The 22,143-nt window shown below is 75.2% G+C and carries 17 protein-coding genes; 9 read left to right on the top strand and 8 right to left on the bottom strand.

Annotated elements, in window-relative coordinates; translation table 11 throughout:
- Window positions 1–118 precede the first annotated feature (118 nt).
- Genes ACW69E_RS18570 through ACW69E_RS18585 form a run of 4 tightly spaced genes read right to left on the bottom strand, consistent with a single transcriptional unit; the run spans window position 119 to window position 4,929 of the window.
- Window positions 119–1,342 (bottom strand): hypothetical protein, encoded by a 1,224-nt coding sequence (locus tag ACW69E_RS18570; protein ID WP_457499379.1) that lies wholly within the window; start codon window positions 1,340–1,342, stop codon window positions 119–121.
- A 31-nt stretch (window positions 1,343–1,373) separates the two neighbouring features.
- Window positions 1,374–2,309, bottom strand: a complete 936-nt coding sequence (locus tag ACW69E_RS18575; protein WP_457499380.1) for an N-acetylneuraminate synthase family protein — start codon at window positions 2,307–2,309, stop codon at window positions 1,374–1,376.
- Window positions 2,310–2,311: 2 nt separating this feature from the next.
- Complete coding sequence (locus tag ACW69E_RS18580) at window positions 2,312–3,547, bottom strand: cytidylyltransferase domain-containing protein (protein WP_457499381.1); 1,236 nt, start codon at window positions 3,545–3,547, stop codon at window positions 2,312–2,314.
- Window positions 3,548–3,594: 47 nt separating this feature from the next.
- Window positions 3,595–4,929: a DUF6716 putative glycosyltransferase gene (locus tag ACW69E_RS18585; protein WP_457499382.1), complete on the bottom strand. Its 1,335-nt coding sequence runs from the start codon at window positions 4,927–4,929 to the stop codon at window positions 3,595–3,597.
- A 187-nt stretch (window positions 4,930–5,116) separates the two neighbouring features.
- On the opposite strand from ACW69E_RS18585, the gene ACW69E_RS18590 reads away from it, so the two are divergent.
- From ACW69E_RS18590 to ACW69E_RS18600, 3 genes are all read left to right on the top strand, one after another.
- Window positions 5,117–6,109: a glycosyltransferase family 2 protein gene (locus ACW69E_RS18590; protein WP_457499383.1), complete on the top strand. Its 993-nt coding sequence runs from the start codon at window positions 5,117–5,119 to the stop codon at window positions 6,107–6,109.
- Entirely contained in the window at window positions 6,106–7,491 is a 1,386-nt protein-coding gene (locus ACW69E_RS18595) for a hypothetical protein (protein ID WP_457499384.1), read from the top strand. Before ACW69E_RS18590 ends, ACW69E_RS18595 begins: the two co-directional genes overlap by 4 nt.
- Window positions 7,492–7,819: 328 nt before the next feature.
- Window positions 7,820–7,972, top strand: coding sequence for an SCO1431 family membrane protein (locus ACW69E_RS18600; protein WP_457499385.1), 153 nt, complete (start codon window positions 7,820–7,822; stop codon window positions 7,970–7,972).
- A 106-nt stretch (window positions 7,973–8,078) separates the two neighbouring features.
- On the opposite strand, the gene ACW69E_RS18605 is transcribed toward ACW69E_RS18600, so the two are convergent.
- Both ACW69E_RS18605 and ACW69E_RS18610 read right to left on the bottom strand, forming a co-directional pair.
- Window positions 8,079–9,689 carry an acyl-CoA mutase large subunit family protein gene (locus ACW69E_RS18605; RefSeq protein ID WP_457499386.1) on the bottom strand — a complete coding sequence of 537 codons (1,611 nt, stop codon included), beginning with the start codon at window positions 9,687–9,689 and terminating at the stop codon, window positions 8,079–8,081.
- 357 nt (window positions 9,690–10,046) lie between these two features.
- On the bottom strand, window positions 10,047–10,259 hold the full coding sequence (locus ACW69E_RS18610) for a hypothetical protein (RefSeq protein ID WP_457499387.1): 213 nt from the start codon (window positions 10,257–10,259) through the stop codon (window positions 10,047–10,049).
- A 25-nt stretch (window positions 10,260–10,284) separates the two neighbouring features.
- Here ACW69E_RS18610 and ACW69E_RS18615 point away from each other — a divergent pair, with 25 nt between their 5' ends.
- Window positions 10,285–10,902, top strand: coding sequence for a L,D-transpeptidase family protein (locus ACW69E_RS18615; RefSeq protein WP_457499388.1), 618 nt, complete (start codon window positions 10,285–10,287; stop codon window positions 10,900–10,902).
- Window positions 10,903–11,229: 327 nt separating this feature from the next.
- On the opposite strand, the gene ACW69E_RS18620 is transcribed toward ACW69E_RS18615, so the two are convergent.
- Window positions 11,230–12,381, bottom strand: coding sequence for a hypothetical protein (locus tag ACW69E_RS18620; RefSeq protein ID WP_457499389.1), 1,152 nt, complete (start codon window positions 12,379–12,381; stop codon window positions 11,230–11,232).
- Window positions 12,378–13,022 (bottom strand): RNA polymerase sigma factor, encoded by a 645-nt coding sequence (locus ACW69E_RS18625; RefSeq protein ID WP_457499390.1) that lies wholly within the window; start codon window positions 13,020–13,022, stop codon window positions 12,378–12,380. The genes ACW69E_RS18620 and ACW69E_RS18625 overlap by 4 nt, the downstream gene beginning before the upstream one ends.
- A gap of 545 nt (window positions 13,023–13,567) precedes the next feature.
- On the opposite strand from ACW69E_RS18625, the gene ACW69E_RS18630 reads away from it, so the two are divergent.
- The 5 genes from ACW69E_RS18630 (at window position 13,568) to ACW69E_RS18650 (ending at window position 22,137) form a co-directional block, all read left to right on the top strand.
- Window positions 13,568–16,333, top strand: coding sequence for an FG-GAP-like repeat-containing protein (locus tag ACW69E_RS18630; protein ID WP_457499391.1), 2,766 nt, complete (start codon window positions 13,568–13,570; stop codon window positions 16,331–16,333).
- A 254-nt stretch (window positions 16,334–16,587) separates the two neighbouring features.
- A complete protein-coding gene (locus ACW69E_RS18635; RefSeq protein WP_457499392.1) occupies window positions 16,588–17,217 on the top strand; it encodes an RNA polymerase sigma factor in 630 nt (209 codons plus the stop codon).
- A gap of 35 nt (window positions 17,218–17,252) precedes the next feature.
- Window positions 17,253–18,404 carry a hypothetical protein gene (locus ACW69E_RS18640; protein WP_457499393.1) on the top strand — a complete coding sequence of 384 codons (1,152 nt, stop codon included), beginning with the start codon at window positions 17,253–17,255 and terminating at the stop codon, window positions 18,402–18,404.
- A 53-nt stretch (window positions 18,405–18,457) separates the two neighbouring features.
- The gene (locus ACW69E_RS18645) at window positions 18,458–21,235 is read left to right on the top strand and encodes an alpha/beta fold hydrolase (RefSeq protein WP_457499394.1); all 2,778 of its coding nucleotides are present in this window, start codon (window positions 18,458–18,460) and stop codon (window positions 21,233–21,235) included.
- Window positions 21,232–22,137, top strand: a complete 906-nt coding sequence (locus ACW69E_RS18650) for an ABC transporter permease (RefSeq protein ID WP_457499395.1) — start codon at window positions 21,232–21,234, stop codon at window positions 22,135–22,137. The genes ACW69E_RS18645 and ACW69E_RS18650 overlap by 4 nt, the downstream gene beginning before the upstream one ends.
- The last annotated feature ends 6 nt before the right edge of the window (window positions 22,138–22,143 follow it).

A 22,143-nucleotide genomic window follows, 5' to 3' on the forward strand; every position in this document is an offset into this window, starting at 1 on the left:
CACCCTCCGCAGGGGAGAAAAAACGAATCAGCGGTCGCATACGGCCTGGTGCGGATGGGTATGCCCTTCGATTCTGCTCCACCCGTTCTCCAGTCCGGCATCCGGGACGGGGGCGTGTTCACGAGGCGGGCGGGGCCGACGGCAGCCGCCGCACCCCCCGCGCGGTGCCGGTGACGCCCGAGAGGAACCCCCGGGCGCGCGGCGAGGCGCCCTCCGTCAGCCAGGCCGGGTCCACGTCGCAGACCGCGACCGTCACCCCGGTGCCGGCCAGGGCCAGCGGGAGGGTGTGGACGACGGTGGAGGGGAAGCTCACGATGGTGCGGCCGATGGGGCCGCGGCGGGCCACCAGTTCCAGCGGGAGGTCCGGCCGTACGATCTCCAGCCCCGTCCCGGCCGCTATCCGGTGCAGCTTCTCCGCGCTCTCGCGGCGGTGGGCGAAGTAGCGGGTGGCGCCGTGCTCCCGGGTCAGGGAGGCGACGGCCTCCAGATAGCGTTCGGGGTCCACCACACCGGTCTCGACCAGCGAGGTGCCGACCAGATCGGTGCCGCCGGTGAGCGCGGGCGGGCCGAAGCGGGCGCGGGTCCAGGCGAAGTCGTTGCGGGTGACCGAGACGTGCTCGGGCGCCTCGACCGGCATCGAGCTGAACACCTCGACCCGCTGCCGCGCCGACGGCGTCATCCGGCGGCGGGCGGAGGCGGAGACGGGCGCGAAGAGCGCGGCGCGCGCTCCCCCCGCCCCCTTGCGGTGCCAGCGCACCAGGCGCTCGCCGCGGGCGAGCTGGGTGACGAACTCCATGGTGGCCGTACCGTCGTCGACCACCACCACACCCCGCGGGCCCCCCGGCGCGGCCGGTCCCCCCGGTGCGGCTCCCCGGGTGCGGGCCAGGGAGAGCAGCAGCTGCACATACCGCGAGAACGGGTCGCCCACCACGATCCGCGCGGCGCGGCGCAACGGGCCCAGCAGGGAGGCGACCGTCCTCAGCGGCGCGCCCGCGCCGCCGCGCGCCTCCTCCCAGCGGACCGCGATCCCCTCGTCGCGCGCCAGCTCGGCCATCCGCCGCAGCTGGCCGCGCGTCATCGCCTCCCGCGGCGGCAGCACGACCACGGTGAGGCCGCCGTCCTCCTCCGCGCCCCGTGCGGTGTGGGCCCACTCCAGGACGTTGAGGAGCTGCACCGGGCTCTCGACGAAGGCGAGGGTGCCCGAGCGGCGCCCGGTGCGCCCGAGGACTCCCGGAGCGCGGCCGGGGCGCGCCCCCCGACGCGCCTCGGCCGTGCCCGGCCTGCGGGCCGGCTGCGGCGGGACCCCGCCCGGGGTCCCGCCGGGGACTGCGCCTGCGTTCACCCTGGATCGCCCCGTCAGCCCGTCGTTCCCGTCAGACCGCTGCCGGCTCGCGGCCGGCGGCGGACTCCTCGGCCTCGGCCACGACGCCCTTGACCCGGCGCAGCTTCTTCATCGGCCCGATCTCGCTGTCGTAGACCTTCTTCACACCGTCGCCGAGGGACTCCTCGATGGTGCGGATGTCGCGCACCAGGCGCTGCAGGCCCTGCGGCTCGACGGAGGCGGCCTGGTCGGAGCCCCACATCGCGCGGTCCAGGGTGATGTGGCGCTCGACGAAGGCGGCGCCCAGCGCGACGGCGGCCAGCGTGGTCTGCAGGCCCGTCTCGTGGCCGGAGTAGCCGATCGGCACGTTGGGGTACTCGGCCTGCAGGGTGTGGATCATCCGCAGGTTGAGCTCCTCGGCCTTGGCCGGGTAGGTGCTGGTGGCGTGGCAGAGCACGATGTTCTCGCTGCCCAGCACCTCCACCGCGTGCCGGATCTGCTTCGGCGTGGACATGCCGGTGGAGAGGATGACGGTGCGGCCGGTGGCGCGCATGGCGCGCAGCAGCTCGTCGTCGGTCAGGGAGGCGGAGGCGACCTTGTAGCAGGGCACGTCGAACTTCTCCAGGAAGGCGACGGACTCCACGTCCCACGGGGAGGCGAACCAGTCGATGCCCCTCTTCTTGCAGTAGGCGTCGATGGCCCGGTAGCCCTCCTCGTCGAACTCGACGCGGTGGCGGTAGTCGATGTAGGTCATCCGGCCCCAGGGGGTGTCGCGCTCGATCTCCCACTGGTCGCGCGGGGTGCAGACCTCCGGGGTGCGCTTCTGGAACTTCACGGCGTCGCAGCCGGCGTCGGCCGCGGCGTCGATCAGGGCGAACGCGTTCTCCAGGTCGCCGTTGTGGTTGATGCCGATCTCGCCGGTGACGTAGACCGGGTGGCCCGGGCCCACGGTCTTGGCGCCGAGGGTACGGAGGCGGGGGCTGGTCATGCTCAAGACAGTTCCTTTCCGAGGATCCACGAGGCGATCTCGCGGATCGCACCGGCCCCTCCGGGAGTGGAGGTGACCGCGCGGGCTGCGCCGCGTACGACGTCGTGGGCACTGGCCACGGCGACGGGCCAGCCGACCAGGCCGAAGCACGGCAGGTCGTTGACGTCGTTTCCGACGTAGAGCACGCGCTCCGGCGCGATGCCCTGCTCCTCGCACCACTGCTTGAGGGCGAGGTCCTTCCGGTCGACGCCGTGGAGCACGGGGATCCGCAGCTTGCGGGCCCGCGCGGCGACCACCGGGTTCTCCTCCGTGGACAGGATCAGCAGCGGCAGTCCGGCGCGGCGCAGGGCGGCGATGCCGAGCCCGTCGCCGCGGTGGACCGCGACCGTCTCCCGTCCGTCGGAGTCGACGTACACCCGGTCGTCGGTCTGGGTGCCGTCGAAGTCGAGTACGACCGCGTCGACGTCGTCGCGGGCCGGAAGTGCGCCGGGGCGCCCGTCCGTCCCGCCGTCGAGCAGCGGTGCGAGCGCGCGGGCGCGGGCGAGGTCGTGCGGGTCGTCGACCTCCAGCACGCGCGCCGGGTCGGTGCGCACCAGTTCGGTGCGGCCGAAGAAGCGGTGCCCGGCCGCGCGGAAGCCGTCGGCGCGCATCGCGTACGCGGCGCCGGTCTCCAGCAGGTCCTGCGGCCGGTCCTGGCGGCGCGGGCGGTGGGCCTTGTCGTGGTTGACGCCGTGCCCGTCGCCCGCGGCGCCGTCGAAGTCCCCGGCGTCCCCGTCGCGCCAGACGAAGCCGTGGAAGGGGGCGACGGTCAGCGCGCTGTCGGCGCCGCCGGCCACCGCGGCGGCCACGCCCTCGACGTCCTCGCGGGTGAGGAAGGGGCTGGTGCACTGCACCAGCAGCACCACCCCGGCCGCCCGTCCGTGCCGCTCGGCGTGGACGTCCATGGCGTGCAGGACGGCGGCCTCGCTGGTGGCGGTGTCGCCCGCTATGTCCGCGGGCCGCCGCACGACCTCGGCGCCCGCGCCGCGGGCGGCCTCGGCGATGGCCTCGTCGTCGGTGGAGACGACCGTGTGCGTCACGCCCCGCGCCGCCAGGCACTCCCGTACCGCGCGCACCACCAGCGGCACTCCCCCGACGGTGGCGAGGTTCTTGGCGGGCACGCCCTTGGATCCGCCGCGGGCGGGGATCACGGCGAGGACCACGGGGCTGCCGGGGGCATTGGGGGTGCTGGGGGACACGGGGGCGGCTCCTTGCCGGTCTGGGGTTCGCGGGGTGTCGGGCGCGCTCACAGCTCCCCCATCCGGCGGATGACCGGCGCCACGCGCTGGACGCCGTGGCGGTACGCCCCGCGCGCCGCGTCCCGCACGGCCGCCCGGACGGCCCGGCGCAGCCCGGAGGCGGGCCGGCCGGCCGGCGCTCCCGGCCGGGGCGCGCCCGAGGGGTCGAGCCCGTGGCGGGCGAGGATGCCGGGGAGGTAGCCGGGGGCGGTGGCGGGCGTGTAGTAGGGGTCGACCGGCGGCAGGGCGGGGCGGGCCAGGAGCTGCGCGACGCGCTCGCGGGCGGCGTCGAAGGCCGCCTCGTAGGGGCCGGCGGCGACGACGCCGTGGCGGGCCGTCCACGCCGGGTCGGCCTTCGGCAGCAGCCCGGAGTCGAGCCGGTCCCAGGAGGTCAGGCAGCCCGAGCCGATGAAGTGGTGGTTGCCCAGTGCCTCGCGGACGCCGAGGTCGGTGAGGATTGCGGTGGGGATGCCCCGGTGCAGCGACTCCAGGGCGGCGGTGGAGCTGACGGTGACCAGCAGGTCGGTGCGGTCCAGCACCTCGCCCATGTGGCCGTAGACCAGGCGGCAGTTGTCCGGCAGCCCGCCGGGGATCCGCGCCGCGAGCTTCTGGTAGGGCTGCTCCTCGATGTGCGTGGTGTGCTCGCCCGGCCTGCTGCGCAGCTTCACCAGCACCTCGCGGCCGGGGTGGCGGCGGGCGTGCCCGGCGGCGCGGCGCAGCAGGTACTCGCGGTCGGCGCGGGAGGCGGGGACGGAGGGCTGGACGGCGAAGACGACCGTGTACGGCCGCTCGTCCGACTCCCGGTACGGCTCGCCGCCGAGGAAGGGCAGCGCGCACTCCACGACGGCGCCGGCGTCCGCGCCGACCCCCTCGTAGACCGCGCGGAAGCGCTCGGCGTCGTGGGCGGAGTTGGCCAGGACGACGTCCGCGCCGTGGCGCAGCAGCAGCCCGTCGGCGAGCTTCTCGTAGACGACGCCGACGTAGCCGGTGACGGTGACCGGGCGGCGCCCGTCCCCGCCGAGGCGGTGGGACAGCCCGTGCAGCATCGCCTGGACGGTGCCGCCGACACAGGAGAGCACCACCACGTCGTAGGTGTCGCGGCCGGCCTGACCCAGGAACTCCGCGGCCGTCACCTCACGCAGCGAGGCGGCGCGCACGCCCACCTCGTCGAGCTGGCGGGCGGTCGGGGTGGCCCGGCCGCGCAGCAGCAGTCCGTCGATGCGCGCGCCGGGGACGATGCGGTGCGCGGTGAGCGCACCCCATTTCCAGCGGGTGTCGGAATCGGCGAGAACGGCGATACGCGTTGTCGTGTCCGGGGAATCCGAAGCGGTACGTGATGGCACGTCGAAGACGCTAGAAAGACATTCCGATTCTCGGCCCAACGCGAATACAACAGACGGTTAACAGCACACCGACGGAAGGCCAACCAGCCTTCCGGAAAACGGGGTTCACCGTTCCGCCACCGCGATTTCACCCTCCCGTACGTCCCTGGACAGCACCGATGGCGGTCGGACCCCTAACCTCTGCGGAGTGGTCAAGCTCTCCGTCATCGTGCCGTTCCGCAATGTTCGGCCGTACGCCCCCGACACGCTCCGGAGTCTGCACGCCAACTCGGCGGACTTCGGAAAGGGGGACATCGAATTCATTCTGGTCGACGACTTCTCGACCGACGGCACCTCGGAACTCCTGGAACGCGCGGAAAAGGAAATCCCCGGCTCGGTCGTCGTACGCCACCGGGCGCAGGGCGGCGTGGCCCGCGCCCGCAACACCGGTCTGGACGCGGCGCGCGGACGGTACGTCACCTTCCTCGACGCCGACGACTGGGCCGCCCCCGGCCACTACCGCGAACTGCTCGCCGCCGCCGAGGCGCTGGGCTGCGACTTCCTCCGTACCGACCATGTGCGCAGCACCGGCCGCCGGCGCACCCTGGTCCGGGCGCCCGAGGGCCGCCGGGGCACCGTGCTGGATCCGCGCGACGCCATCCTCCCCGCGCACCGCACCACCGCCGTCGACTACGCCTACGCCTGGGCCGGCGTCTACCACCGGCGGCTGCTGGACCGCGGCCTGCTGCGCTTCGACGACGGTCTGCACACCGCCGAGGACCGGCCCTGGATCTGGCGGCTGCACCGCGAGGCGGCCTCCTTCGCCGTGGTCGGCCTGACGGGCGTCTTCTACCGGCGCGGGGTGGCCACCTCGCTCACCCGGACCGGCGACGAGCGGCAGCTCGACTTCCTGCGCGCCTACGACCTGCTGGTGGAGGAGACCTCCCGGGACCGGGAGGCCGACGCGCTGCTGCCGAAGGCCGTGCGCACCTACTGCGCGGTCATCCACCACCATCTGACCGGCGACCGCTTCGAGCCGCGGCTGCGCCGCACGCTGCGTGCCCGCTGCGCGGCGGCCCTGCGCCGGATGCCCGGCGAGCTGGTGTCGCAGGCGCTGGACTCCATGGACGCCGAGCGCGCCGCGCGGCTGCGCCGGCTGCGCCGCCGCCCCGCCGCGTCCCCGACGGGGGCCGCCCGATGACCGCGAGCCGCCGGAACCCCTCTCCCGTGCGGCTGCTGGTGGCCTCCACCCCGCACGGCGCGGCGCTGCTGGCCGCCGCGGCGGACGCGGGCCTGCTGGGGGCGGCACGCGAGCGGCTGCTGCTGGTCGCGAACACCGCCCCGGTCCCCGAGACCGTCCCCGCCCCGGACGCCCTGCCCGGCTTCCGGCCGCTGCGCGACCGCTTCGGCCGGGTGCTGTCCTGGAACGCCGCCCTCGCCCCCCTCCACCCCGCCGCCTGGGCGCCGCGCCCCGACGACGCGCCCCTGTGGGAGAGGCAGTTGCGCTCCCTGTGGGGGCTGGGCGACGCGGCGGTCGAGCTAGTGGTGGAGCGCGTCGAGGCGGGCCCCGGGCATGCGCTGGCCCGGATCTTCCCCGACGCGCCGCTGACGGTGTACGCCACCGGGCTGTCCGCCTACGGGCCCACCCCCGGCAGGCTGGACCCGCTGGTGGGCGCCCGGGCGCGGCGGCTGCTCCACCCCGGCCTGGTGCCCGGTCTGCGGCCGCTGCTGCTGGCGGAGTTCGGCGTCGAGGCGGAGACGGTGCCCGGCGAGGCGCTGCGGGCCGTCGCCGCCCGGGCGGCGCGGGAGCTGCCGGACACGGGCGCGCCCGAGGGCTCGGTGGTGCTGCTCGGACAGGACCCGCACGCTCCCGGCGCGCTCCCTCCGGGTGAGGAGGAGCGGGTGTACGGGCGGCTGCTGCGCGGTCTGCGGGAGGCCGGTCACCGCGCGGTGGTCCTCGCGCCCCACCCCGCCGACCCCGCGCACCGGGTGCGGGGGCTCGCGCGGCGGGCGGCGGAGCTGGGCCTGGAACTGTACGAGCCGCAGAGCGCGCAGCCGGTGGAGGCGCTGTACGAGCGGCTGCGCCCGGCACTGGTGACCGGGCGCTCGTTCGGGGCGCTGCTGGCCGCGAGCGTCGTCCACGGCCTGCCCGCCTCCCACGGCGGTACGGCCGTCCCCTTGGCCGGCGCGGGCGCGTACGAGGGGGGCGGGCCGGTCGCGGCGGTGATCGCGGACGCGCTGCTGCCGGGCGGGGCCGCTCCCGCCCGGCCGACCGGCATCCCCGATCCGGCCGGCACCGCCGAACTGGCCGATCTGGCCGATCTGGCCGATCTGGCCGATCTGGTGCGGGCGGTGGCGTTCTGTGCGCAGCCGCGGGTCGATCCGGGACTGCGCGGCGAGACCGAGCGCTTCCTGGCCAACCACCCCGAGGAGCACGTCCGGCGCTGGTTCCCGCGCCGTCTGCTGGCCTCCCTCGCCCTGCCCGGCGGGCTCCCCGCCGGGCTGGGGCCGGTCGTCCGCAGTCCGGCGGTGCGGCGCGCGGCGCGGCGGGCCCGCGCGCTGGGGCGGCGGGCGCGCCGGTGAACGGGCCGTGCGGAAGGCGCCCTTCCGGGAACCGGCGCGGGGACGCGTACCGGGGCTCCTACGGCCGCCGCGGCCCGTGTCGTTCGTCACAGCCGCACGCCCGCCCGGACCCCGGCGGTCCCATCACCGCAGGGTGGACGGTGTGTCGGGGACGGCTTCGCCGCCGGTGCCCGGCCGCGGGGTGATCTGCGTCTCTGTTTAAACGGCACGGGTCCCCTCATGCTGGAGATCCACGACGCCCATTCGCGGCGATCACGGACACAGAGGCACCAAAGGCGCACCGGCGCCCGCACACCGGCGCGCCACGAGGCGAGACGAGGCAACCACCATGGGCCACACGACGGCGGCGACCATCCCGGCACTCCGGCTCCGTACCGGCGGCCCCTCCGAGGAGGACCGCGAGAAGCTGGTCGAGCAGGTGCTCGGCTGGACGCTCACCGTACTGGTCTCCGTGATCGTCACCGGGCTCGGCCTGCTGTAAGGCGCCCCCGGCACATGGAGAACGCCCCCGGTGGAGGACCACCGGGGGCGTTCTCCATGTGTGCGGTGGCCTGAACCCGGCCGTGCCGCGCCGTCTCCCGACGTGCTCAGAAGGCGTCGGTGGGGACGTAGGCGCCCCACACCTCCCGCAGGGTGTTGCAGACCTCGCCGACGGTGGCGCGGGCCCGCAGCGCCTCCTTCATCGGGTACAGCACGTTGTCGCTGCCCTCGGCCGCCTTGCGCAGCTCTGCCAACGCCCCGTCCACGACCGCCTGGTCGCGCTCGGCGCGCAGCCGCGCCAGCCGCTCGGCCTGCTGGGCCTCGATGGCCGGGTCCACCCGCAGCGGCTCGTACGGCTCCTCCTCCTCCAGCTGGAAGCGGTTGACGCCGACGACGACGCGCTCGCCGGAGTCGGTCTCCTGGGCGATGGCGTACGCGCTGCGCTCGATCTCGCCCTTCTGGTAGCCGTGTTCGATGGCGCTGACCGCGCCGCCCAGCTCCTCGACCTTGCCCATCAGCTCCAGCGCGGCGGCCTCGACCTCGTCGGTCATCGACTCCACCACGTACGACCCGGCGAAGGGGTCGACGGTGGCGGTCACGTCCGTCTCGTAGGCCAGCACCTGCTGGGTGCGCAGCGCCAGGCGGGCGGACTTGTCGGTGGGAAGGGCGATGGCCTCGTCGTAGGAGTTGGTGTGCAGCGACTGGGTGCCGCCGAGCACCGCGCCCAGGCCCTGGACGGCCACGCGCACCAGGTTCACCTCGGGCTGCTGCGCGGTGAGCTGCACGCCCGCGGTCTGGGTGTGGAAGCGCAGCATCATCGACTTGGGGTTCTTGGCCCCGAACTCCTCCCTCATCACCCGCGCCCAGATCCGGCGGGCGGCGCGGAACTTGGCCACCTCCTCCAGGATCGTGGTGCGCGCGACGAAGAAGAACGACAGGCGGGGCGCGAAGTCGTCCACGTCCATCCCTGCCGCCACCGCCGTGCGCACGTACTCGATGCCGTCGGCGAGGGTGAAGGCGATCTCCTGCGCGGGCGTCGCCCCGGCCTCGGCCATGTGGTAGCCGGAGATGGAGATGGTGTTCCAGCGCGGGATCTCGGCCCGGCAGTACTTGAAGATGTCCGCGATCAGCCGCAGCGAGGGCTTGGGCGGGAAGATGTAGGTGCCGCGGGCGATGTACTCCTTGAGCACGTCGTTCTGGATGGTGCCCGTCAGCTTCTGCGACGGCACGCCCTGCTCCTCGGCCACCAGCTGGTAGAGCAGCAGCAGTACGGCGGCGGGGGCGTTGATCGTCATCGAGGTGGAGACCTCGCCCAGCGGGATGCCGTCGAACAGCACCCGCATGTCGTCGATCGAGTCGATCGCCACGCCGACCTTGCCGACCTCGCCGTGCGCGATGGGGGCATCGGAGTCGTGGCCCATCTGGGTCGGCAGGTCGAAGGCGACCGACAGGCCCATGGTGCCGTTGGCGATCAGCTGCTTGTAGCGGGCGTTGGACTCCACCGCCGTGCCGAAGCCGGCGTACTGGCGCATCGTCCACGGCCGCCCGGTGTACATCGTCGGGTAGACGCCCCGCGTGTACGGGTACGAACCGGGCTCGCCCAGCTTCGTCTCCGGGTCCCAGTCCCGGAGTGAGTCGGGTCCGTAGACCGGCTCGATCGGCAGCCCGCTCTCGCTGAGCCGGTCCTTGCCGGTCCCGCGGCCAGTCTCGCGTGCCATGTTCGGTGCCTCCCGCTTCGTCGCCCTGTCCGATACGGACTGTAGCGATCGGCTGGAGAGCGGCGGGAGAGCCACAGCCTGGGACCTTGCTCACAAACGAGCGGGGTGGTGCGCGGAAGGGCCCGCGCGGGCGACGCGCGCGGAACCGCCGGGGGGTGGTCCGGCGTCCGCGGTTCGGGCAGTCTGGCTGCCGGGAACGTACACAGGTGGGGAAAGCCGGTGAAGGTCCGGCGGAGCCGAGGGGGTTTCGATGTCCTGGGGGGATTCCACACGGCGCGGGCCGGCGGGCCGTGCCGCGCTCGCCGCGGCGGCGGCTGTGCTGCTGGGGGCGGGGTGCACGGCGCAGCAGACGGGCGCTCAGGCGCAATCGCCCGCGGCGCTCACGGCGTCGCCGCCCGCGCCGTCCGCGGCGCGGAGCACACCCGCGCCCGATCCGACACCGACGCCCACGCCGACGCCCACGCCGTCCGCGAGTGAGGAGGGGGAGCGGCCCACCCCGACACCGCCGGCCACCCCGCCGGTGTCCGCCTCGCGGCCCCCGGCGCCGCCCGGGACGCCGACGGCCTCCACCGCGCCGCCCGCGCCGGCGCCGATGATGCGGGAGGGCGCGCAGGGCGAGAAGGTCCGTGAACTCCAGGCGCGGCTGCGCCAGGCAGGGCACTTCGACCTCAACCCGACCGGCTACTACGGCCCGGTCACCACCGCCTCCGTGTCCGCCTTCCAGAAGCGGCGGGGTCTGACGGCGGACGGGCAGGTCACCCGGGCCACCTGGAACGACCTGACGGCGCGGACGAGGACCCCCACCCGGGCGGAGCTGTACCCGCCCACCACCCGGCCGGTGTCCGATCCCGATCCCAGGTGCCTGAAGGGCCGGGCGCTGTGCATCAGCAAGGAGAGCCGGACGCTGGCCTGGATGATCGACGGGAAGATCGTCTCCGCCATGGACGTGCGCTTCGGCTCGGAGCTCACCCCGACCCGCGAGGGCGAGTTCGGCGTGACCTTCAAGAGCCGGGACCACCACTCCACGCTCTACGACACCCCGATGCCGTACGCGATGTTCTTCAGCGGCGGCCAGGCGGTGCACTACTCCGCGGACTTCGCCGCCAACGGCTACAACGGGGCCTCGCACGGCTGCGTCAACGTACGGGACAGGGAGAAGATCGCCGCGCTCTTCGAGCAGGTGAGGGTGGGCGAGAAGGTGATCGTCTACTGACGTCTCCGGCGCCCCTCCCGAGCGGGGCGCGGGCCGGTGCGAACCGGGGTGAAGAGGCGCGGGCGGGGCCGGGGGAACGTGCCCCGCCCGCGCTACGCGCATCCCGCAGGTACGGGGGGAACCTTGGGTGGCGCGCTCGCCGATGACCAGTCGGCTTGTTCTGTACTGCGTCCGTGGCCCGAAAAGTGTCACACCCGCCGGGTGGCGGCTCCGGTGAGGCCGGTCACACGGCCGCCGGGGCGTCTTCAGGGGCGCGTTCCGGCACGTGTTCCGGCGCGTCTTCCGGCGCCTGGCCGGCGCGTGTTCCGGGGGTCGGCCCGGCCGGGGTCAGGAGGCGGAACCGGCCGGACCGGTGCCCGCGGAGACGGCCGGAGCGTCCGGGAGCCGTCCGGGGGCCGTGGGGCCGGTCGTCCCGATCCCGGCGGGGAAGGTGTCGCCGTCCTCGGTGTCGGGCAGCGTGTCGCCGCTCTCCTCGGGGACGGCGTCCCCGCCCTCGGTGCCGTCGCCGGTGCCGCCCTGGCCGCCGTCCGTGGCGGGGCGCTCGGAGTCGCCCGTGCCGGAGGAGCCGCCCGACGACCCGCCGGACGACCCGCCCGAGGAACCCCCGGAGGAGCCGCCGGACGACCCGCCCGACGACCCGCCGGCCGCCGCACCGGAACGGCCGCAGTAGCCGTCCACCTTCTCCGTGCCTCCCGCAGCCCGCTCCAGTTCGGCGCGTTCCCGCCGGCCCAGCTCACCGCCCAGCAGCTTCTCGCACAGTTCCCGCGGACGCTCGTCCACCCGAGGCTGCCCGGAGCCGGCTTTCCCGGCCCGGTCGCCGGTGCCGTCCGTTCCCGGGGCCGGCGAGCCGGTCTCCGCCGGCCGCCCGTCGGGGCCGGTGCCGGCCGGATCGCCTTCGCCCGGGACTCCCTGGCCGCCGAGCTCCTCGTCCTCTCCCGCGCCGTGCTCCCCTCCGCCGCCGTTCTCGGGCCGGCCGGAGAGCGAGTCGGCGGTGCCGGCCGGCGGCGGGAGGAGCCCGTCCGGCTCGGTGGACACGCTCGTCGACGGGGCGGGCGAGCCGTTCCCCTCCCCGAACGGCGCGGGCAGCATCCCGCTGCCGGCCGCGATGGCGACCCCGCCGAGCACCCCGCCGAGCGCCAGCCCGGTGATGCCCACCCGCAGGGGGCGGCCGAGCGACCGCAGCCGGCTCCGGCGCCCGGCGGCGCCCGCTCCCGCCGCGGACCGTGCGCGGGCCGCCCGGAAGGCCGCCAGCGCGGCGGCCTCCCCGGGCAGCTCACCGTCGTCACGTGCGCCGGGCACGGCGGTGCGGCCCGCTGTGGCGGCAGCGGCCGCGGGGACGGCGGCGAGTCTGTCGAGCGCCTCGGCCAGTGCCGGCGCGCCCGGTTCGTCCGCGTACGGCGAGGGGTGGGCCGACCGGCCGCGCAGCAGACGCTCCGCGGCCTCCTTGTCCAGCCAGCTGTACCGGTCCTCGGCCCTCACGTTTCCCTCAGCGTCCGTCTGGCCTTTTCCGTCACACTCCGTGCGGTTCCGGCCCTGGGTACGGGCACCCCTTCACCGGCTCCTTCCTCCCCCTCCAGCAGTTCCGCGAGCTTCCGCAGACCCCGGTGCGCGGCGGTGCGCACCGCGCCCGGCCTCTTGCCCAGCACCTGTGCGGCCCCCTTGGCGTCGAGGCCGACGACCACCCGGAGCACGACGGCCTCGGCCTGGTCGCGCGGCAGCCGGGAGATCAGGGCCATGGTGTGCCCGGTGCCGATCGACTCCAGGGCCTCGTCGAAGGTGTCGGATCCGGCGGGCAGCACCGCCAGTTCGTTGTCGTCGTCGACCGGGCTGGAGACCGGCCGCCGCCCCCGCGCCCGGATGTGGTCGAGCGCGCGGTTGCGGGCGATCCGCGCCGTCCAGCCGCGGAAGCGGTCGGCGTCCCCGTCGAACCGGTCGATGTCCCGGGCGATCTGCAGCCACGCCTCGGAGGCGACGTCCTCCGCGTCCGCGTCCGGCACCAGCGTCCGCACGTATCCCAGCAGGCGGGGATGCACGGCGCGGTAGACGGTACGGAAGGCGCATTCGTCCCCCTCGCGCGCCGCCCGCACCGCTGCGGTGAGTTCCGCGTCTTCCCCCTGCACGCCTTAGTCCTGCCCCACTTCGCGATGTAGCGCTCGCCCGCGCCCCTGGCCTGGCGCGGTCCCGCCGTGATGCTTCGATCTGCGTCTATGCGAAGCAGAACGCTACGACCTAGTGTGCGCTCCCGTCCATGCGGACGGGTCGGTAGTTACCGAGTTGAAGGCGGCGGGGAGGGCACGCGAACGGGCGGCGAAGACGGGGCGGAGGGAGTGTGGGGAAGAGGGCGGGCGGGGGAGTAACAGTTTTCGGCCTCCCGGCGCTGATGGGTTTGACGGACCTCGCTCGGCGCGGCGGTCCGTGCTCGACGACGGCCGGGGTCTCTCCTGTGGGGGGTGGCGACCCCGGCCGTCTTCGTACCCCCGGCCCGGCCACGGGCGGCCTGTAACGGTTGAGTACCTGCCTCTCCCCCGGAGTGACGTTTCCTCTACGGTGAGCGCCTACCGAAGGGTCCCGTGACGGACGCGGGGCGAGCGAGTCTCCGGACGAACGATCCAGACGACAAGGGGCGGGACACTTGAGTCCGCGAAGAACACGAGCGCGTAGAACATTGAGTCTGAAGAGGCGCACCTGGCTGACCCTGGGCGCCGTCGCGGTGGGCGGAGCCGGTGTGGTGACCGTCGCCGTGGCCAACCCGCCCGAGGGCAAGGGGAACCCCGTGACCGCGTCGCCGGTCAAGGTGTACTCCGTGAGCCTGAAGACCAGGGGCGAGGGGCACAGCGGTGTGACCCGCCGCGACACCAAGCCGTTCAGCCTGCTGGGCATCTCCTGGCCCCGGGCCACCGCGGAGATCGGCGGCCGGGCCGAGGTGCGCACCCGCGACATCGAGACCGGCCGGTGGACGCCGTGGCAGGAACTGGACCTGGACATCCACGTCCCCGAGGGCGAGGAGGGCCGGGAGGCCACGGCCCGCGGTGCGACCGCGCCCCGCTGGGTCGGCCCCTCCGACGGCGTCGAGGCCCGGGTGGTCTCCGCCGACGGGCAGACCAGTGACGAGTTCCCCGCCGGGATGCGGCTGGATCTGGTCGACCCGGGCGTGACGCCGCGCGAGGCGAAGGAGGCGAACGCGGCCGACCTCGGCCCGGCGGCCTTCGAGACGGCCGTGGACACGGGCATGCGGCCCGCCGCCTACGTCGCCGAGGACCCGGCGCCCACCGCCACCGCGAGCGACCCGGCCGGCGCCACCTCGGCCTCGCCCACCGAACCGGAGCCCACCCAACCGGAGCCCACCGGGACGGAGTCCACCGCTCCGGGCACCACCGAGCCCACTCCCACCGGGACGGAGTCCACCGAGCCGGGCGCCCCCGAGAGCCCGACGGCCGACCCGTCGCCGGAACCGACCGTGCCGACCGCGCCCGATTCCACGGTCACCCGGCCGCCGATCGTCTCGCGCGCCGCCTGGGGCGCGGACGAGTCCATGGTCGAGGAGCCCTCGGCGTACCTGGAGGACGGCATCAAGGCCGCCTTCGTCCACCACACGGCGCTCGAGGACATCAACTACACCTGCTCCGACTCGGCCGCGATCGTGCGGTCGCTGATGACGTTCCACGTCAAGAGCAACGGCTGGAACGACCTGGGCTACAACTTCCTGGTCGACAAGTGCGGCACGATCTTCGAGGGCCGCCACGGCGGCGTCGACCTGCCCGTGGTGGGCGCGCACACCTACGGCTTCAACAGCTACTCCACCGGCATCGCGGTGATCGGCAACTACGCCGCGGGCGACGTGCCCACCCCCGACGTGACCGGCGCCGTCGCCAGGGTCGCCGCCTGGAAGCTCGGCCAGTACGGCGTGGACCCCACCGGCAGGGTGACGCTCACCGCCATGGGGAACACCGGCGTGTGGAAGGAGGGCGAACAGGCCACCCTGCGCACCATCTCCGGCCACCGCGACGGCTACAACACCGCCTGCCCGGGCCAGACGCTGTACGAGGAGCTGCCGGAGATCCGGCGCTTCGCCGCGAGCCCGGCCGCGAGCTCCGCCGCCCCCACCGCCGACTTCAACCGCGACGGCATGGGCGACATGGCCGTGGGCACCCCCCGCGCCGCCGTGGGCGGCAAGGCCAAGGCGGGCACCGTCAGCGTGGCGCCCGGCGGCGTGGACGGCCCGGTGGCCTCCGCCAGGATCACCCTCTCCCAGTCCAGCCCGGGTGTCCCCGGCGCCTCCGAGGCCGGTGACAGCTGGGGCGCGGCGGTCGCGTACGGCGACGTCAACGGCGACGGGCACGCGGACCTGGCGGTCGGCGCGCCCGGCGAGGACGACACGGTGGGCAACACCGACTCCGGTGCGGTGACCGTCCTGTACGGTCCCGGCTTCACCAAGGCCAAGTGGCTGGAGGCGGCCGCCGCGGACCGCACCGGCGGGGCCCGGTTCGGCTCGACCGTCGCCGTCGGCGACTTCGACAGCGACGGCACCGCCGACGTCTTCACCGCCTCCGCCCACGGTCCGGCCAAGTGGTGGGCGTTCGACGTCGCCGGCGGCACCGTGCGCAAGGGCACCCTGAAGACCGGCACCACCGGCACCATCGACTCGCTGGCCTCCACCACCGGCGACTTCAACCGCGACGGCTACACCGACGTGGTGCTCAACCACCGGGACTCCGGCGGCACCGGCCGGCTCACGCTCCTGAACGGGTCGGCCGACGGCCTGACCTACGTGGGCATGTCGTCCGTCAAGGGCGGCCGTTCGGTCGCCGCGGCCGACATCGACGGCGACGCGTACGCGGACCTGATCGTCGGTCAGCCGTACGCGGCCGAGTCCAGCGCCTTCCGCGGCGGCCAGATCACCGTGCTGCCCGGTTCGCCCGACGGGCCGACCACCACCGGCCGGAAGGTGTTCCACCAGGACACCTCCGGCGTCCCGGGAGGCGCCGAGGCCGGCGACGCGATGGGCTGGTCGGTCTCGGCGGGCGACGTCAACGGCGACGGGCACGCCGACGTCCTCGCCGGCCTGCCCTTCGAGGACCTCACCCGCGACGGTGCCAGCCGCAAGAACGCGGGCATGTCGATCCTGCTGTACGGCACCTCCTCGGGGCTGAGCTCCTCCGGCGCCATGAGCCTGCACCAGGACACCTCCGGTGTCTCCGGGGTCTCCGAGACCGACGACCGGCTCGGGGCGGGCGTCCTGCTCGCCGACATGTCCGGCTGGGGACGGGCGGACCTGGCCGTCGGCGCTCCGGGGGAGAACTCCTTCGACGGGACGATCCTCCAGTTCGACGCCGGCAGCCGGGGCGTCTCCACCTCGGGCGCCGTCTACTACAGCCGCTCGGCCATGGGCACGCCCTCGGGCGCCTGGCTGGGCTATCCGCTGGCTCCCTGAGCGAGCGGACGGTGCGCCGCCGTTGAAAGGCGGCCGTTGAAAGACGCCCGGACGGCCGGGCGGCCGCCGGGCGGCCCGCGGCGGAAACGGCGAGGGACCGGACGGGAGTTCCCCGTCCGGTCCCTCGCCGTTTCCGCCTTCTCCCGGGCGCGGCAGGGGTGTTCGCCTTCGCCCCGCGCCGGATCCGCACGGGCGGGGCCCGCGTGAGGCCGCCGTGTCGACGCGCCGCGCGGGAGCGTGGAAGGATCCCGTCCGTGAGTGATGCGGCGGATTGCGGCGACCGGCTCCACCCGGAGCACACCGGGGATCTGAACGCTGCGATTCTCGGTGTGCGGCGGGGCGACGAGGCCGCCTTCCGCGCCGTCTACCGCCGCCTCAACCCCGAACTCCTGCGCTACGCGGCCGTCATCGTCGGCCAGGACGCGGAGGACGTCGTTGCCGAGACGTGGTTACAGATAGCCCGGGACGTGCTGAGCTTCGAGGGGGACGGCGCCTCCTTCCGCCGCTTCGCCCTCGCCGTCACCCGGAACCGGGCCCGCGATGTCCTGCGTCGCAGGAGGAGGCGTCTGCGGGAGATCACCGTACCGACCGACGAGTTACCCGAACCGCGCGCGTCCGGCGCCCCCGGCGGGGAGGCCGCCCCGGACACCGCGGAGGTGGCCGGGGCGAAGCTGTCGACACGTGAGATCGTCTCCCTCATCGGCACTCTGCCCGTTCCGCAGGCCGAGGCGGTACTTCTGAGAGTGGTTCTGGATCTGGACACGAAGAGCACGGCCGAGATCCTCGGCAAGCGGCCGGGGGCGGTGGCGATGGCCCTGTCACGAGGTCTGAGGAAACTGGCCAGGCTGGTGGAACGGCCCGAGGCAACGGCGGTACGGAGGTGAACGAACCGATGCGGGACGGGGAGGAAGGCGCCCGTGTGACCGAGGCCGCGCTGCGCCGTCTGATCGCGGAGGGCTCCCGGACCGGCTCCGGTCCGCGGGGCTCCGGCGACCCGCCGTCGGACGACGGTCTGCGCGCCCTCGCGGCCGTTCTCGGCGCCGCGGTGCCGCCGGTGCCGCCGCCGGGCTCCGGTGCGCTCAAGGGCGAGGAGGAGGCCCTGGCCGCCTTCCGGGCGGCCCGCGAGGAGCGGGCGGCCGCCGCCACCGGAGCGGCCGCCGGCCTGCGGGGCCGCCTGGCCCGGCTGACACGGCGTCTGGGCCGCACCCGTACGGGTGCGCTCGGCGTGGTCGCGGCCGCCGTCCTCGGCAGCGGGGTCGCGGTGGCCTCCGGCGGGGTTCCGTTCCTGCCCGGGGGCGGTCCCGGCGGCACGCCCAGTGCCTCCCGGGCCCCGGACACCGCCTCCACTCCCCCCGTCCCCGCGTCCCCGAAGGCCCCCACGACCGGTGAGGCCGGCCCGGCCCGGCCGCGCCACGACGGCTTCGGACCCGGCGCCGTGCCGCCCTCGAAGGCGTCGCCGCGGATCGTCGCGCTGTGCCGGGACCGGCAGCGCGACCCGGGCGGTCCGGACGGTGCCGGGCGCAAGCCGCTGGTCGCCGCCGCGGGCGGACGCGACCGGGTGGCCGAGTACTGCGAGGCGGTCCTGGAAGGCCCGGCGGCGCGGCCCTCCCCCGCCGACGGCGGCCGGGGCGGCGCGGAAGGGAACGGCGGGAGCGCCGGCAATGGCGGCAACGGTGCGACGCCGGACATCCCGAACCGGCCCGACCGGGCCACCGGCGGCAACGGCGAGACCGGCAACGGCCAGGAGAACGCCGACCCCGGGACCCCCGGAAGCGGCAATGGGAACGGCGGCGACCGGGGCAGCGGAAACGCCGGCGGCCGGGGCGACGCCGGCCGGAACGGCGACCGCCCCGGCGCTCCCGGCAACGGTGACGGCACCGGCGGAACCGGCGGCCGGGACACCGGGAACCCCGGCACGGGCAGCGGCACCGGAACCAGCGGCCGGGGCAGCGGGAACGGGGCCGGCGACGGAACCGGGAACGGCGGCGGCCCCCGGGCCGAAGCCGCGCAGGCCCGCGGTGCCACCGCGGGCCGCCCCGAGCCCGCCCCACCGCGGAACGCCGTCCGCTGACCCCGCCCCGGGGCGCTCCGCGCACCGGGCGGGGCACCCCGTAGGGTCGGGCCATGGATCTCCGACTGCCCTGGCCCCGCGGACGGCTGGTCGCGGCGGCCGCCGCCGTCGCCGTCCTCTTGGGGGGCGGTGTGTGGGCGGCCCTCCCGGACGACGCCCCCGCCGTGCGCCACACCGAGTACAGGCTCACCCTGCCCGAATCACCGGACGACGGCGGGAGCGGTGGGGACGGCGGGGACGGTGAGGACACCGTCCGGATCGACACCTCGTACTTCACCTCCGGCGACCCCGGCATCCGCCGCCCCGCGGTCCTGCTGGGCCACGGCTTCGGCGGCAGCAAGGCCGAACTGCGCGGCCAGGCCGAGGAACTGGCCCGCTCCGGCTACGCGGTGCTGACCTGGTCGGCCCGCGGCTTCGGCGCCTCCACCGGCCGGATCGGGCTGAACGACCCCGACCGCGAGGTCGCCGACGTCAGCGCCCTGATCGACTGGCTGGCGAAGCGGCCCGAGGTCCGCCTCGACGGCGAGGGCGACCCCCGGGTGGGCGTGGCCGGCGCCTCCTACGGCGGCGCGGTCTCGCTGCTGGCCGCCGGGTACGACGAGCGGGTCGACGCCGTCGCCCCGCGCATCACCTACTGGGACCTGTCCGAGGCCCTCTTCCCGGACGGCGTCTTCAAACAGCTGTGGACCGGGATCTTCTTCACCACCGGCTCCACCGTCGCGGGCGACGGCGCCCCCACCGCCGGGCCGGCCTCCGAGCGGGCGGGCTGCGGCCGGTTCGCCACCGAGCTGTGCGAGATGTACGAGCGGGTCGCCGTCGCCGGAGAACCGGACGAGGAGGCCCGCGAGCTGCTGCGCGAGCGCAGCCCGGCGGCCGTCGCCGACCGGATCGACGTACCGGCGCTGATCCTCCAGGGCCGCGCCGACTCCCTCTTCCCGCTCGGCCACGCCGACGCCATGGCGAAGGCGATCCGCGCCAACGGCGCGCCGGTGGCGGTGGAGTGGATCGCGGGCGGCCACGACGGCGGACCCGACGAGACCGAGCGGCTGGACGACCGCACCCGCGCCTGGTTCGACCGCCACCTCAAGGACGAGGAGGGGACGGACACCGGCCCGGCCTTCCGCGTCACCCGCACCGGCGGCATGGACACCACCGACGGCGAGACACGGCTGCGGGCCGCCACCGCCGAGCGCTACCCCGGCCTGGCCTCCGGCGCCCGGACCGTGGAGCTGCGGGGGCGTGAGCAGACCTTCGCCAACCCGGCCGGCGGCGGCCCGCCCGCCGTCTCCGCCGTACCCGGTCTGAGCGCCGTGGGCGGGCTGTCGGACCTGGGGGTCGGCCTGTCGGTGGACTACCCCGGCCAGCACGCCCGCTTCGAGTCGGCGCCGCTTCCCGAGGCCGTCCAGGTCACCGGCGCGCCCTCGGTGCGCGTGGAGGTCGCGTCCTCCTCCGGGGAGGCGGTGCTGTTCGCCAAGGTCTACGACGTGGGCCCGGGCGGGCGCCAGACGCTGCCCTCCCAGCTCGTGGCGCCGCTGCGGGTCACCGTGGCCGGGGAGGGCCGGAGCGTGGAGGTGCGGCTGCCGGCGATCGACCACCGCTTCGAGGCCGGGCACCGTATGCGGGTGGTGCTCTCCGCCACCGATCTGGCCTACGCCTCGCCGGTCGAGCCCGCCGCCTACACCGTCTCCCTCGCGGAGGACGGGCTGAGCGTGCCGACCGCGCCCGGTCTGGCCGTCGAGGCGGCCGGCACCCCGTGGTGGGTGTGGGGCATGCCGGCGGCCGGTGCTGCCGCGGCGGTGGTGCTGCTGCTGACCGGACGCCGCCGCAGGACCGCACCGGCCGCGCCGCCCGCGTCCACCGGGACCACCGAGCCCGCCGCACCCGCCGCCGTACCGGAGAGGGACCCCGCACGCGAGGACGTACCGCTGGAGATCACCGGCCTGTCCAAGCGGTACGCGGGCTCGGCCGACCGCTACGCGGTGCGCGATCTGTCCTTCCGGGTGGAGCGCGGCCAGGTGCTCGGCCTGCTCGGCCCCAACGGCGCGGGCAAGACCACCACCCTGCGGATGCTGATGGGCCTGATCACCCCCGACAGCGGCGAGATCAGGGTCTTCGGCCACGCCATCCGCCCGGGCGCGCCCGTGCTGTCGCGGGTCGGCGCGTTCGTGGAGGGCGCGGGCTTCCTGCCGCATCTGTCGGGCCGGGCCAATCTGGAGCTGTACTGGCGGGCCACCGGCCGCCCCGAGGAGGACGCGCACACCGAGGAGGCGCTGGAGATCGCCGGGCTCGGCGACGCCCTGGAGCGCGCGGTGCGCACCTACTCGCAGGGCATGCGGCAGCGCCTGGCGATCGCCCAGGCCATGCTGGGCCTGCCGGACCTGCTGATCCTGGACGAGCCGACCAACGGCCTGGACCCGCCGCAGATCCGCGAGATGCGGGACGTGATGATCCGCTACGCGGCGGCCGGCCGTACCGTGATCGTCTCCAGCCATCTGCTGGCCGAGGTCGAGCAGACCTGTACGCATCTGGTGGTCATGGACCGCGGCGAGCTGGTGCGGGCGGGCCCGGTGGAGGAGATCACCGGCTCCGGCGACACCGTGCTCGTCGGGGTGCGGGGCCCGGTGCCCCAGGCGCTGCCGGAGAAGGTGGCGGCCCTGCCCGGTGTGGGTTCGGCCGTGGCCGTCGACGAGGGGCTGCTGGTGCGGCTCGACGGCGCCACCACCACGCAGCTGCTGACCGAGCTCCTGCGGCTGGATGTGCCGGTGGAGCGCGCCGGGCCGCACCGCCGCCTGGAGGACGCCTTCCTCACCCTGATCGGAGGAGAGCGATGACCGCCACCGCCCCCACTCCCCCTCCCGCGCCCGCACCGGACCCGTCCGGCGCGGATCCGTCGGGCGCCGCACCCGGCTACCGCCCGCGGCACACCCTGCCGCTGCGGGTGGAGGCGGTGCGCCAGCTGCGGCGCCGCCGCACCCTGGTGACCGGCCTGGTGCTGGCCGCGCTGCCGTTCGTGCTGATCGCGGCCTTCGCGATCGGCGGCGAGCCCGAGCGCGGCGGCCGGCGCATCAACCTGATGGACACCGCCACCGCCTCCGGGCTGAACTTCGCCGCCATGGCGCTGTTCGTCTCCGCCGGTTTCCTGCTGGTGGTGCCGGTGGCGCTGTTCTGCGGCGACACGGTGGCCTCCGAGGCGAGCTGGTCCTCGCTGCGCTATCTGCTGGCGGCCCCCGTGCCGCGCTGGCGGCTGCTGCTGAGCAAGCTGGCGGTGGCGCTGGCGTTCAGCGCGGCGGCGATGGCGCTGCTGCCGCTGGTGGCGCTGGCCGCGGGTTCGGCGGCGTACGGCTGGGGTCCGCTGGAGCTGCCCACCGGCGGCACGCTGCCCGAGGGCGAGGCGCTGGGCCGGCTGACGCTGGCGGTGGCGTACGTCTTCGTCGGCCAGCTGGTGACGGCCGGGCTGGCGTTCTGGCTGTCCACGGTCACCGACGCGCCGCTGGGCGCGGTCGGCGGCGCGATCGGGCTGACGATCGTGGGCAACATCCTGGACGCGGTCACGGCGCTGGGCGACTGGCGGGAGCTGCTGCCCGCGCACTGGCAGTTCGCCTGGGCCGACGTCTTCCAGCCGGAACTGGAGACGGGCGGGATGCTGCGGGGCGCCTCGGTGTCCGTGGCGTACGCGCTGGTGCTGTTCGCGCTGGCCTTCCGCCACTTCCGCACCAAGGACATCGTCTCGTGAGCCGCC

Source organism: Streptomyces sp. SS8, assembly GCF_054072955.1.

Excerpts from the sequence above, each read along its gene's own strand:
- ACW69E_RS18575 (WP_457499380.1), bottom strand. The coding sequence starts at position 2,309 with ATGACCAGCCCCCGCCTCCGTACCCTCGGCGCCAAGACCGTGGGCCCG.
- ACW69E_RS18595 (WP_457499384.1), top strand. The coding sequence starts at position 6,106 with ATGACCGCGAGCCGCCGGAACCCCTCTCCCGTGCGGCTGCTGGTGGCC.
- ACW69E_RS18600 (WP_457499385.1), top strand. The coding sequence starts at position 7,820 with ATGGGCCACACGACGGCGGCGACCATCCCGGCACTCCGGCTCCGTACC.
- ACW69E_RS18605 (WP_457499386.1), bottom strand. The coding sequence starts at position 9,689 with ATGGCACGCGAGACTGGCCGCGGGACCGGCAAGGACCGGCTCAGCGAG.
- ACW69E_RS18615 (WP_457499388.1), top strand. The coding sequence starts at position 10,285 with ATGCGGGAGGGCGCGCAGGGCGAGAAGGTCCGTGAACTCCAGGCGCGG.
- ACW69E_RS18645 (WP_457499394.1), top strand. The coding sequence starts at position 18,458 with ATGGATCTCCGACTGCCCTGGCCCCGCGGACGGCTGGTCGCGGCGGCC.
- ACW69E_RS18650 (WP_457499395.1), top strand. The coding sequence starts at position 21,232 with ATGACCGCCACCGCCCCCACTCCCCCTCCCGCGCCCGCACCGGACCCG.